Origin of the sequence: Polymorphospora sp. NPDC050346 (assembly GCF_040655695.1) — a bacterium.
Taxonomy (GTDB): domain Bacteria; phylum Actinomycetota; class Actinomycetes; order Mycobacteriales; family Micromonosporaceae; genus Polymorphospora; species Polymorphospora lycopeni.
In genome coordinates this window covers 85,258-96,848 of sequence record NZ_JBFAKM010000030.1, presented here as the reverse complement: position 1 = coordinate 96,848, position 11,591 = coordinate 85,258, and the positions used below count along the sequence as shown (strand labels likewise).

12 protein-coding genes are annotated in these 11,591 nt (G+C 68.6%); 8 read left to right on the top strand and 4 right to left on the bottom strand.

The genetic code is table 11. The features are described 5' to 3' along the window. The first annotated feature begins 110 nt into the window (after positions 1-110). The 7 genes from AB0I42_RS26725 to AB0I42_RS26695 all read left to right on the top strand — a co-directional run bounded on the left by AB0I42_RS26725 (position 111) and on the right by AB0I42_RS26695 (position 6,301). Positions 111-395, top strand: coding sequence for a hypothetical protein (locus tag AB0I42_RS26725; protein WP_357541253.1), 285 nt, complete (start codon positions 111-113; stop codon positions 393-395). 6 nt (positions 396-401) lie between these two features. Continuing rightward, a complete protein-coding gene (locus tag AB0I42_RS26720; RefSeq protein ID WP_357541251.1) occupies positions 402-584 on the top strand; it encodes a hypothetical protein in 183 nt (60 codons plus the stop codon). 1,819 nt (positions 585-2,403) lie between these two features. Next, positions 2,404-2,922 carry a hypothetical protein gene (locus AB0I42_RS26715; RefSeq protein WP_357541250.1) on the top strand — a complete coding sequence of 173 codons (519 nt, stop codon included), beginning with the start codon at positions 2,404-2,406 and terminating at the stop codon, positions 2,920-2,922. Beyond that, positions 2,919-3,899 carry a hypothetical protein gene (locus AB0I42_RS26710; RefSeq protein ID WP_357541248.1) on the top strand — a complete coding sequence of 327 codons (981 nt, stop codon included), beginning with the start codon at positions 2,919-2,921 and terminating at the stop codon, positions 3,897-3,899. The genes AB0I42_RS26715 and AB0I42_RS26710 overlap by 4 nt, the downstream gene beginning before the upstream one ends. A gap of 27 nt (positions 3,900-3,926) precedes the next feature. Next, the gene (locus AB0I42_RS26705; RefSeq protein WP_357541246.1) at positions 3,927-4,412 is read left to right on the top strand and encodes a hypothetical protein; all 486 of its coding nucleotides are present in this window, start codon (positions 3,927-3,929) and stop codon (positions 4,410-4,412) included. A 33-nt stretch (positions 4,413-4,445) separates the two neighbouring features. Then, complete coding sequence (locus tag AB0I42_RS26700; protein ID WP_357541244.1) at positions 4,446-4,916, top strand: hypothetical protein; 471 nt, start codon at positions 4,446-4,448, stop codon at positions 4,914-4,916. 488 nt (positions 4,917-5,404) lie between these two features. Continuing rightward, positions 5,405-6,301, top strand: coding sequence for a hypothetical protein (locus AB0I42_RS26695; RefSeq protein ID WP_357541242.1), 897 nt, complete (start codon positions 5,405-5,407; stop codon positions 6,299-6,301). Between the two features lie 23 nt (positions 6,302-6,324). Here AB0I42_RS26695 and AB0I42_RS26690 read toward each other — a convergent pair whose 3' ends face one another. Then, entirely contained in the window at positions 6,325-6,684 is a 360-nt protein-coding gene (locus tag AB0I42_RS26690) for a hypothetical protein (RefSeq protein ID WP_357541240.1), read from the bottom strand. A gap of 394 nt (positions 6,685-7,078) precedes the next feature. Between AB0I42_RS26690 and AB0I42_RS26685 the strand changes: the two genes are divergently transcribed. Further along, a complete protein-coding gene (locus AB0I42_RS26685) occupies positions 7,079-7,612 on the top strand; it encodes a hypothetical protein (protein ID WP_357541238.1) in 534 nt (177 codons plus the stop codon). Between the two features lie 141 nt (positions 7,613-7,753). Here AB0I42_RS26685 and AB0I42_RS26680 read toward each other — a convergent pair whose 3' ends face one another. From AB0I42_RS26680 to AB0I42_RS26670, 3 genes are all read right to left on the bottom strand, one after another. Further along, complete coding sequence (locus AB0I42_RS26680; RefSeq protein WP_357541236.1) at positions 7,754-9,127, bottom strand: hypothetical protein; 1,374 nt, start codon at positions 9,125-9,127, stop codon at positions 7,754-7,756. A 983-nt stretch (positions 9,128-10,110) separates the two neighbouring features. Next, positions 10,111-10,434 carry a helix-turn-helix transcriptional regulator gene (locus AB0I42_RS26675; RefSeq protein WP_357541234.1) on the bottom strand — a complete coding sequence of 108 codons (324 nt, stop codon included), beginning with the start codon at positions 10,432-10,434 and terminating at the stop codon, positions 10,111-10,113. Continuing rightward, positions 10,431-11,546 (bottom strand): tyrosine-type recombinase/integrase, encoded by a 1,116-nt coding sequence (locus tag AB0I42_RS26670; RefSeq protein ID WP_357541232.1) that lies wholly within the window; start codon positions 11,544-11,546, stop codon positions 10,431-10,433. Before AB0I42_RS26670 ends, AB0I42_RS26675 begins: the two co-directional genes overlap by 4 nt. Between the last annotated feature and the right edge of the window lie 45 nt (positions 11,547-11,591).

Below are 11,591 nucleotides of genomic sequence, written 5' to 3'. Positions count from 1 at the left end.
GAGTTCGTTGGCTTGCGTGGTGCGGTTCCGGGCGGATGACGGGGGCATCACCACACCCCACGCCCTGAAACGGGAGAGCACGCGTGCGGCCCGACAGATAGGGTTCCATCATGGACGGTCACACGACGGACGGCGATCCGCGACCGCTGCCCGCCTTCTTCACCGCCTGGCGGGATGGCTGGGGTCCGCAGGCCACCGCGTGGACGCCTGTCGACTTCCTCAACCAGGCATCCTCGGTACCCACCACGATCGCGGCCGGCTGGCTGTTCAACCCGGCGACGGTCGCCTACCGCGACGGGATCTTCCTGGCCGACCGCTTCGACGCGGCATCGGTCGACGCCTGGCTCGCGCGGTATCCGCAGGAGACGGGCCGGGTCGAGGCCGTTGTCAACTAGTGGGCGTTGGACGACATGTTCGCCAGCTGCGACCTGACACCGTACGAGGACGCGCTGCCATGCCTGGCCAGGGACATCGCGGCCTGCTGGCAGGCGGCCCTGACCCAGCGCTACCCGACACGGGTGATACACGTCAACATGGTCGACGGCCCGGCCGTCACCGTCTGGACCAACGCGAAGCCGGACTAGGCGGCTCCCGGCGCCGTATCCCAGCAGCTCGATGATGTAGCCTGTTAAGGCTGTCAGGTTGGTCGCCAGACACAGCAAGCTGTAGGACCATCGCGAGGAGCTGCGCCAACTCGGCCAGCTCCTCGCTCCTTTCCCCGAACAACGCCCAACCCGCGTCGTGGTGCGCCACCCCCGTGCATGGCTAGGCGCCGCCGCTTTCTTCGTCGTCCATCGGCAGGGGCGCCAGTGCGGGCGCTCCGCGGTCGCGATGAGTCGGGCGGCGGCGGGGCGCGACCGAGCCCAGGCCAGCACGGCAGCTCGGTCGCCATCGAACCGCTGTGAACCGGGCGGGCCGCCGTCGCCGGGATCGTCGTCCCAGGTCGCCTCCCACACCAGACGCCGCTGGGCGTCCTTGCCGAGGCAGACGTAGACGGTGCCGTGGCCGGGCCGCGGTGCCCGGGCCTTGGAGGGCGGGACGAGAAGGCCGCTGCGGTCCGGGTCGGGCAGGTAGAACGCCCGTGTACGGCGGAAGTCCACCCGTTCATCGTAGGGCCGGCCCCGGCCTGCACAGTCGAACGGGAGAGGGGCGAGCCATCTGACGATAGCCCGCCCCTCTCCCGTGGCACGTCCAGTTAAGACTGGAGATCTCCTTCCACGACGGATGTTCCCAATACACTTCTGCCCTCGGGATCCGAGTACACGAACGACCAGTTCCCGCGAGGGGATACAACGGTTTTCAGGGTGACGACACCGGTTATCCGATAGGTCAGTTCACGACCCGCTTGCCGCGATGAACCCCCTCCAAATTGACAATCGACCGTTTCACGATCAGTGATCGTATCCACCTGACGCCAGATGCCCTCGTCGCATCGGGCGCAAACGATGAACTGGTAATCGTCGTCGTACACGCTCGCGCCCAGTTTGACTATCCTCGCAAGCGCTACATCCCGATGAACACTTAGATGATCAACTTCGTGGGATGAACCGTCCAACGACGCTAAACGTAGAACATCTTCTGCCGCGAATGCGGGGAATGTCATTTAGCGCACCAACCATCCATGACATGTGGAGCCCCGTGAGGCACTGGATATCCGCCCGGTCAGCCGGGGGCCCGGAGGTTAATCCCCACAGGACTTCCGAGCATGGTACCCATAATCAGCAGAGAGCCGCGAGACAACTCGGCGAAGAGGCTGGCGTCAGTCGCGAGCCGCCCGAGGGGCAGCCGGGCACGAAGCTAGCTGGGGATCCGCGACGCAGCCGGGCAACCCCGGAAGAAGGTAGAGTCGCCACACACTCCCAATAGCCCTACACGTGAATTGCACATACCTGCCGCTGTTTACCCATGCCCTACCCGTGGCTTCACAGGCACCCAATACACCGAAGGCGCCGTGGTACTCCCACGGCGGCATGGGGGGAGCCGGATCGCGCATCACGCTAGAGGTAGCATCGGTGGCGCCGACGGCCGTCTCGTAATACCTCGGCATCGCCGCCACGTTGCCCGGCTCGACCACGGCGGCTACCGCCGGGGTAGCCCCCACGACCACCCCGGCGACCACCACGGCCAATGCCGCGAGCATACGTCCCACCCGTTCTTTCGACATTCAGCATCTCCTTCGTCCGGCGAACGTGACGACATTCTCACCAGGTCGCGCAGATCAACTCAAGGCATTGGCAGAACAGTTTCTGGCCCGACCGGGAAACGCATTACACGAATCAGCGCCCACTATCATTCGCCCCGAATGTGCGCAACGGTTCCACAGCGACGCTTCGGCCATGATCCGTCGCCGAAAATGGGTACGGTGGATAAGTGATATCGGGGTGGCTCCGGTACGCTGCCGGCATGCCCTCGATCGGCACCGCCTCACCGGCTGATGCCGCCGGCATCAGCCGGACCACCAGCGGACCCAGAGACGGCGATCCGGTCGTGACCACACCGCCCACCCCTGCGGCGCTCCCGGCGACGACCGTGCTGGCCGGAGAGGTCATCGCCCCACCGTCGTCCGCCGGCTCCCGCCTGGACGTCGGCCGGTGGCTGGCCAGCCACCGCCCCCGCGACGGCGCAGACCTGACGCTACTGCGGGGCCTGGCCGACGACGTCGCCGGATACGCACAGGCCACCGCCGCCGCGACCGGGCAACCGGCCGAGGTCGTCGACCAGCTCGCCGGCCACAGTCTGCGCGCCGGCTTCGCCACCGCACGCGAGGCCGCCGGGGCGCCGCAGGAGGTGGCCGGCCGAGTCCTCGGCCACCGGCCCACCACCACCGGCCTCTACGTCCGCCACGGTTTCGACGGCCGGGCGCAGCTCGCCGTGTACGAACTGGCCATCGCGACCGGCCTCGGGGAGGAGACGGCCGCATGACCCACGGCAGCGTCCAGGAACAGTTCGACCCAGCCGACACGGTGAGGTGGCTGATCCAGGCAGCGGCCGACAGCGGTCAGCTCGACCTCATCGCAGGGCTCAGCGACGGCGCGATGCAGCAGCTCCTGCGAGACCGGAACCGACTCGACGCCGAACTCGGCCGAGCCCAAGCGCAGATCAGCGACCTGAAGACCCGGCTGGCCGCCGCGAGACGGCTACAGGCACGCGCCGAACAGCAGCCGACCGCCACGCCGGTGCCCGCCGACCTGGCCGCCGAACTCGACCAGCTCCGTCACGACCTCGCCCAGGCCCGCGCCGACCGCGACACGGCGCTGACCGACCGCGACCTGTACGCCGAACTGCTCGACACCGCCGAGGACGAGCGCGACGACGCGATCCGAGACCGCGCCCTGCTGGCCGCCCGGCTCCTTGAGTACGAACCGGAGCCGGACAGCCCCGACGAGGATGCCGAGCCGGTCCCGGACACGTTCCGGGAGCTGCTGGCGCAGGCCGAGGCCCGGTATCCGCTGCTCGCGCTGACCCTCGACCGGCAGATCCCGGCCCAACTCGACCACCTGCCCCAGGCGCCGGCGTGGCGGGCCCGGACCGTGGCCGCACTCAAGACCCTGCACGGCTACGCCACCGCCCGGGCCGCCGGCGGTGACGCCGAAACCGCCCCGGCCGACCTGCTCGCCTGGTGCCGCAACGGCGGGCCCGGCGTGCACCTGTCCGCCGCCGCGGTCGCCTCCGGTGAACGGCAGAGAGTCACCGAAAGCGACCACTACGGCCGCGCGAGGGTGTTCCCCGTGCCGGCCGACGTCGACCCGAGCCAGAAGGCGGCGATGTGGGCACACATCCGCATCGGAGGCGTCCGCCCGCCCGCACCCCGCATGCACTACCTCGACGACACCGCCCACACCGGACTGATCGTCGTCGGATACGTCGGCCCCCACCTGCCATCTCCCCGCACCAACTGAGTCCGGACGGAACGCATGGACAACACCGTGGAGATTCTGATCCTGTGCGAGGGCGATCCCCGCTACGAGGAGGTGATCGGCGGTCTGCGCGACGACCAGGACCTGCTCGACCTGATGTGGCAGGCAGCGGAGTCCCGCCTGGACGAGCACCCCGACAAGGTGTGGATCGTCGCCGTCGACGGCGCCCGGGCGCTGGCATGGTGCGCGTACCAGCCGGCCACCGATCCCCGGGCGCAGGTGCAGGCAGTCAACTCCTTCGAGCGCCCCGAGGCATGGGACGCCGATTGGTACGGCGTGGTCTACGCGGTCCGCCACGAGCTGATCCGATACCGGGCCGGGCTGACGTACGTGTACGACGAGATCGTCGACCTCCATGGCTGGGACGGCTGGACCCCGACCGACGACGGGTGGAGCAACGAGCCCGACACCCCGTCGCACCACTGGACCGAGCTACTCCGACCCGCCGACCCCACCCCGTCCATCCGGTTACAGCTTGTGGGCGGACGCCCCTAGATCAGTAGTCGCATGCGGGTCTACGGTCCCTGAATGATCGATGAACATCCGAAGGTCTCGTACCGACCACCCGCCTGGATGGGCCGCCTGCTGATCCGGCTGCTGCTACCTCGCCGCACCCCGCTCGGCGGGCGCTGGCAGACCATGGACCAGCTACGCGACGAGTACGCAGCGAGCGTGCTCCAAGACGCCGACCACGACCCAGTCCTCGACAGGCTCCTCGACGACGCCGCAGCCCGATTCGCCGCCGAACTGCGCTTCGACACACGGCCGCTGTACCTGCACGCCGTCGCGTACGCCAACGGCCTCATCGACGGCGCCAGCGAGACACCCGAGCGGATGGCCGAGGTACGCCGCCGGCTGCCGGACACCGACCGCGAGCGGGCGCCACTGGTACCCCCGTACCGCAACTACTCGCCCCACATGCTCACGATCGCGGCCCTGTGCCGCCTCTGCGACTCCCGGGCCGCCTGGGACCGGTCAACACAGCCACACAGCCACTGACCGGCGGGCAGCACACGGCAACCCGGGGCTCCGGCACGGATCCGGCGAGACCACCCGCGTTGCCGCGCCAGATGCCAGCAACGCCCCTGGGTGATGCCGGCGGCATCACTCTCTCCTGGGCCGGTGTTGGCGGGCGCAGCCGGGAGCCAGCGGGGGGAGTGATTCGCTCCCGATCGTCGCATTCCGACCAAACCGGTGGAGCGTAGGTATTCGTGGCCTGCGCAATTCGGCCGACACGATCCTCACCGGACGGGTGCCGGTGCGCCCATGACGTGGCCAGCCGTCCCCGACGGGCCAGCACCGCGACCGACAGGCACATCTGTGGCACGCCGCCGGCCGTCGGGTGATCGCGTTCGGCCGGGCGCCGCCGACGTTCCGGGCGTGCGGCGGGCGGTACTGATCCGGCTCCTTCGTGCCGATCAAGCAGGGCCCGGGGCGTGCAGAAAACGCGTACTGGGAGCGCTGGTCCTGGCCGTAGGATCCACGCCGTGACGTTGAGTCCGGGCACCGAGGCGTCCGAGCAGCTTCTCGCGCACGCGCGACTACTCGCGTCGTGCCGCGACATCTACCTGTCCGCATGGGCCGAAAGGCTGTGTGACGTCCGTGCCGATTCTCGGGCTCATCGCGACATCCACCAGGTTGAACAGGGCCCCGGCGGGCCGTGGCCGGGCTGGCTCGTGCCGCAGACGCGCAATATGGCGGTCAAACTGGTCCGCCAGCAGGCGGACTTCTGCGTCTCGATGGGCGTACTGGTTGAGCAGGGCGAATTCTTCGAGCCGATCTACAGCCTGGCTCGGTCGGCGTTCGAGTTCGGGCTTCGCGCGTACTGGTTGCTCGATGTTGATGCCGACCTGCGGCAGCGGTGTGCCCGCGGTCGGCTGATGGAACTCGTCAGCGTGCACCACCTGCGCGACGCCGCGCGTGACCGTCCGGACGTCGCCGAGCGGCGGGCCGAACTCGATGCCATGAAACGTGGATGGAAGAACCTGAAAGGGTCGGTCTCCTCGATGTTCGCCGACGTCGTCATAGACGGCGATCCGAGCAGGTGGAGCATCGAGGGCGCCCGCTACGAAAGCTGGACCGACGTCGCCGAGCGATGGCTGGCACGGGGCCGGGTAGCCATGTCTGGAGGCGGGCTCTACAAGCACCTGTCGGTGCGTACGCACCCGCAGGGATTCAACGCGACCCAGGGCTTCGGCGTCAGCGCCGAGGGCGTCATGACCCGCTCGACGAACGCCACCGAGGTCAGCCGCCTGGCCTGCGTCGTGCTGCTCACGTTCTATCTGTCGCTCACACTGGTGGCCTCATACCACGGGTTGGCCTCGCAGGCGGTCAAGCAGATGGAAGGAGAGATCGCGAACCAGTTCCCCGGCGTGTTCAAGTGACCTGCCCGAGCGCGGAAGGCCGGCTACGCGAGGCCGGCAGCAACCAAACGGCGAGCGTCTCGGGCCAGCGCCGGCCGGTGCATCGCCGCCCCACGGAGCCGCTCGACGGCGTCGGCCAGAGCGTTGGCGCCAGCCGAATGACGCGGCCACCACCGGCCTAGGATCGGCCGTACGGCGTCAACAAGTGCGTCCAGGGCGACATCGGCCGGCAGCCGGTCCAGCACGGCGGCGGCGGCGTCGACCGACGCGAGCATGTCGCCGTCGGCGTCGTCCAATGGTTGGCCGGTGCCTCGCCAGGTCCTGGCCAGATCGACAACGGCAGCGGCAGCCGCGCGGACCTCGTCGACCAAGTCGACGTCGCGTAAAGCGGCCAGTTCCCGCACGCTGGCTGCGGCTGCCTCGGGCTCGTAACTGCCTCTCATTCGCCGACAGTAGCCCCAGGCCGTCTGGTCAGGTGTCAATGCCCACCAACTGAGTGGGCCGCCCTGCCAAGGGTGGCTCGGCCGGGCCTCCGCTCCATCGGGAGGCGCCGAGTGGGACGCCACGCGGCCCGCGCAGACCTGTCGCCTCCCCATGGCGAACTGTTCGTCGTTGAAGCTGCCGCTCACTCTGGGAGCAGCCACGGTTGGGAGTACGAAGGCCGCCAGCTTTCATTCATGCACCGCTCCCTCCATAGTGGCCGCCGCGACACGTATCGTAATCGTCGCCATCTGTCGATGCGAGGCGGTATCCCCGCAGGAGGGAGTGCACATGGGACTTGGGGACACGATCCGGATCATGCGTGGGCTGCTGACGGAGGAGGAGGCGCGGGAGCGTGATATCGCAGCCAGGGCGCGGCGGATCGCGGCTGAGGTGGGCAGTGAGGAGATGCACCGCGCCCGCGTACGCAAGTGCTCGGGCCTGTCGATCGTGATCCTGCAGTGCCACCTGGACACCTGGCAGTTCGCGCTGCGCGCGATGTCCGGGCCGTGGCTGTTGCAGGGCAGGTGGACCGAGGATCCTTCCAGCAGCATCACCAGAACCACGAACAATGAGGACGATTCGCCCGTCCGCGTCCGGTTGTCAGGAGCCCGACTCTCCGAGCTGATGTCCGTGCTGTGGTACCTGCCGACGCATCGACGTAGCGGGCACAGGGCGCCAGTAGGGATGGAGGCCGCCTGGAAGAGTCTGCCGACCCCCGTCGAGGAGGACAAAGCCGCGCGCCTCTACCTTGCGATCGCTGCTGTGATCGATCGGGTCGAGGTCAACACACCACGCCAGACTGACTATCCCGTGGTGATCATCGACGACGCGATCGCCGGAGACAGCTAACGCGGCAGGCCGCGATGCTCAGGCTGGTCCGCCATCTGGTTGTTCAGCGTCATGCCCCAGGGCGGCGATCGATGCCCGCCCTCCCCGGGTGACCTGATTGCGGACCACGCCTGATGTTGACCTTTCGGTGACGGCACCTGATCAGATCTCGTCACCGCTGGCCTCGACTGGAGTCTGTCCCGCTCGTTCCAGCATTGCTCTGGTTCGGTGGTGTCTGCGATCGGCGAGGTAGCTGTGCCAATCGCGTTTGGCGTACCGGGTCCACCGTACGGCGGTGCCGATCTCGACTCCGAGTAGGTCGGCGACGATGGGCGCTGGTAGGTCGGCGGCGAGGGTGATCAGCGCGGTGTTGCGTCCGGCGCGTGGGAGGATGCCGTGCTCGTTCAGGCGTCGGCTGAGCGTTTGTGGGACCATCGGCCGACCGGGTAGACGCCCGGGGAACAGCGGCTGTTGCCGGGCTGACGGGTGGGACGGCAGGGTGGGACGGTCAGCCGGCGCGGGGAGCTGGCGGATGAGCCGGGCGAGGCGGGGCGGGATGATCAGCTTGTGTCTGCCGATCGCGAGGAACAGGTCGGGCTCCTCGTCGATCACCTGGTGTTGGTGGAGGTTGAGGACCTGCGACAGGCCGATGCCGAACAGCAGGATCAGTGCGCCGGCGGCGCGGACGTCGACGGGCAGCCGTTCGTCGCCGAGGCAGCGTTCCAGGTGGTGGGTCTGCTGGTCGGGTTCGAGGAAGACCGACGGCGCATCCGGGTTTCGGGCCGGGATGGTTACGTCTCGGGTGAGGTGGCGTTCGGTGGTCCAGTGGATGAAGTTGCGGGCCGTGTAGCGGTTGGGTGGGCCGGTGGTCAGCCACCGGTCGAGCCAGGGCTGGCGCAGATCGGCCAACCGCAGGCCATCCGCGTCGATCGCGGCGAGTAGGTCGAGTGCGATCCGGACCTGGCTGCGGAACCTGGCGGCGGCGGCCGCGGTGAACGCGCCTCGTCGATCTGCCCGGCGCCGGGCGCGGTGCAACAGGTGCCAGGTGGCGTACGGGCGGACCAGGCGGGCGTGTGCAGCGGGCACGGTGGCCAGATGTTGCTCCAGCCATCGGGTCAGACGTTCGATCTGTTCCACTCGGGGAGGCAGGATCTCGGTGTGGACCAAAAGGTTACGGAGGTAGTCCACGTTCCGATCTGGGGCGAACTGGTCGAGTAGGTCATGGTCGAGGGGCTTGGTGCTACGGGCGATTTCTTGGAGGAGCCTCGCGGCCGGGCTTCTGCCCAGCCAGACCAGTACGCTGCGCGGCTTGTCCGACGCGAGCATGGCCTTCACGAGAGGACGCAGCTGCCGTGGTATCTCGCCGCTCTGGTCGGCGAGCATGTCGTGCAGGCGGACCTCGACGGTGCAGCGGAAGCAGCGCCCCTGCTCGTAGATTCGGCCGGCTTCGCCGCAGGTGGGGCACAGGTAGTCCAGGTCCGAGCCGGCGCAGGGCCCGCAGATCCGTGCCCCTGTCGGATCTTCGCCGATCAGCACCCTGCTCTGTTCACAGACGGCGCAGAGGTCCGGACTGTCCTTGATCCTGGAGAAGCAGGAGCTGCACGCTGGTCCGGCCGGCCAGTTGACGGTGATGGGCCGTTGCCGGCCGCAGAACGCACAGTGTCGAGTTGGGCCGTGGCGACAACTGTTGCAGTGGAAGGCGCCGCTGTCTCGGCTGGTGTGGCCGCGGCGGTGGCGGCCGCAGACAACGCACTGCCCCTCGACTCTGGCCGTGACGGACCGGGAGGTGCGTGGGGCGCACGTGGCACACAGATCCGGGGTGGTCGCGGTCGCGCGCGTGGTGATCGGTCGTGTCCGTCCGCAGCCCCCGCAGATGCGCTCGGGTCGATGTCGCTGGCCGTAGCAGCTTCGACAGACCGGCCCGTTGTCGGTGATCGCGTGCGTGGGCGCTTCGGTGCCGCAGTCGCGGCAGGTCCGTAGGGGCCGGACGTGGCACGCCTGGCACAACGGGGAACCGTCCGGGCGCCGCGCCGCCGGACGTCGGCGGCGGCCGCACCTGGCACAGTGTTCGAACCGCTCCGGATCGGCTCGGTGGCAGCGGTCGCACAGCGGCCCGTCCTTGGCGTGAGCAACGATGACCTGGGCCGGTCTGGCGCACCGGCCGCAGCTACGGCGTCGGTCCTGGCGGGCGCATGCGTCGCAGACACGGCCTTCGGCCCGTCGATGGCGTAGGAGCACCGGGCGCCCGCAGCGGGGACAGGCCGGAGGCTCGACCGGCAGGCCGGCATCGTGCAAGACGCGCACGAGCCGGATCACCGGTAGTGGGCATCGGGCATCGGTCGTCAGGATTCCGCCGGGCCCGGTCGCCAGGTACCTATCGACAGCGCCCAACGCTCGGGGCGTGTCCGCGTCGGCCGACCGGAGCAGCCCGGACAGGTCCAGATCCGCCAGCGCCGGCAGGTCGCCCAGCAGTTGGCTGCGGATGCGCTCGTAGCGTTTCTGGCCGCGGTCCACTGCGGCTACTCCGTCCCGGGACGGCGGATGCTGGTGCGTCGTACCGGCGGCGCTGCCGCCGGTACGCCAGAAGCCGCCTTGCGGACGTTGGTGTTGACCACCTTGACCTCGATCAGGTCGTTCGGTGCGCAGTCGAGGATGTCGCATAGCGCGGCCAGCACGTCCATCGACAACCGCTGTGGCGGCTGGGTGACCAGACGGAACACCTGCTCACGGGACAGGCTGATCCCGCGCTCGGCCAGCAGGGGCACCAGATCGGAGGTTTGGAACATGCCTCTGCCGGCCATCAGCTGGCGCAGGTGCCACTCGTACCCCATTTTCTTGATCATTCTGGCGGCTCCCATAGATCGCTGGCACGGCTGGTCAGGGCCTTGCGTACCAGGCGGTTGCGGTACTCGTCCGATACGTGGGTATAGATCGCGGTCGTACTGCCGTAGGCATGGCCGACCTGGTCCTGCACGAAGCGCTCCGGATAGTCGAACTCGACCAGGTGCGTGATGTACGAGTGTCGCAGCGAGTGCAGGTCCAACTCGTCCGGCAGCCCTGCCGCCGCCCGGGCGGCCTGGAAGGCGTCGTTCGCCGACCGCAGCGACATCCGGCCGCGCCTCTCGGTCACCCACAGCGCGGGGTGCCCACCCGGGCCGAGCAGTGACCGAACCTCGGTCACGTACTGGTCGAGCACGTCAACGACCCAGTCCATCTCCGGCACGGTCAACACCATCCGCCGCTTCGGCGGACTGCCGCGCGACGCCTTGCCGTACCGCACGAACACAGCACCGAACCGGCCGTACTCGCGCACCTTCGGGTTCGAACGCAGGTCGACGAGATCGAGCAGTACCGCCTCCCGGCGCCGCAGCCCGAACGCGTAGACCGTCTTGAGGAACGCCGAGTCCCGCATCGCCGTCACGGCACCCTTACGACCCTGCGCCCGGGTCTGCTCCACTCGACCGTCGGCCGCGTCGAACAGCGCCTGGACCTCGTCGTAGGTCAGCGGCCTCCGGCCCGGGCGTCCCTCGAAGTCGCTGACGTGCGCCACGGTGTTCCACTCGTGAAGGATCTTCACCGGAACGTGCCCGAACCGCTGCTCGCACTCGGTGAGCCATCCGTAGCGCGGATCGGTGACGTAGTCACCGAACAGTCGTAGCGTCACCTGGTAGCCCCGCGCGGTCGACACCGCCACCGGCGCCGCGCCGGAGTTCAGGTACGCGAAGAACGCCTCCGCCTCGGCCGGTCGCCACTGCCACGGGTACTGGTTCGTAAACTCGGCGAATCGCCGGACCAGTGCCAGACGGGACCTGATCGTATCCGGCCGCAGGAACCGAGAGCGCTGTTGCTGCTCCCATCCAGCCAGCATGGCCTCGAAAACCGCCGGCTCGGGATCCAGATGGACCACGTTCCCAGCCAGCACCAAGCCGGACGAACCGGCCAGTTCACCACTCACCTGAATGTTGTATCAGACGCAACATTGTTGCAGCTAGGCCAGAAA

Coding starts and splice junctions, on each gene's coding strand:
- AB0I42_RS26715 (WP_357541250.1), top strand. CDS start 2,404: ATGCCCTCGATCGGCACCGCCTCACCGGCTGATGCCGCCGGCATCAGC.
- AB0I42_RS26685 (WP_357541238.1), top strand. CDS start 7,079: ATGCGTGGGCTGCTGACGGAGGAGGAGGCGCGGGAGCGTGATATCGCA.
- AB0I42_RS26725 (WP_357541253.1), top strand. CDS start 111: ATGGACGGTCACACGACGGACGGCGATCCGCGACCGCTGCCCGCCTTC.
- AB0I42_RS26675 (WP_357541234.1), bottom strand. CDS start 10,434: ATGATCAAGAAAATGGGGTACGAGTGGCACCTGCGCCAGCTGATGGCC.
- AB0I42_RS26700 (WP_357541244.1), top strand. CDS start 4,446: ATGATCGATGAACATCCGAAGGTCTCGTACCGACCACCCGCCTGGATG.
- AB0I42_RS26710 (WP_357541248.1), top strand. CDS start 2,919: ATGACCCACGGCAGCGTCCAGGAACAGTTCGACCCAGCCGACACGGTG.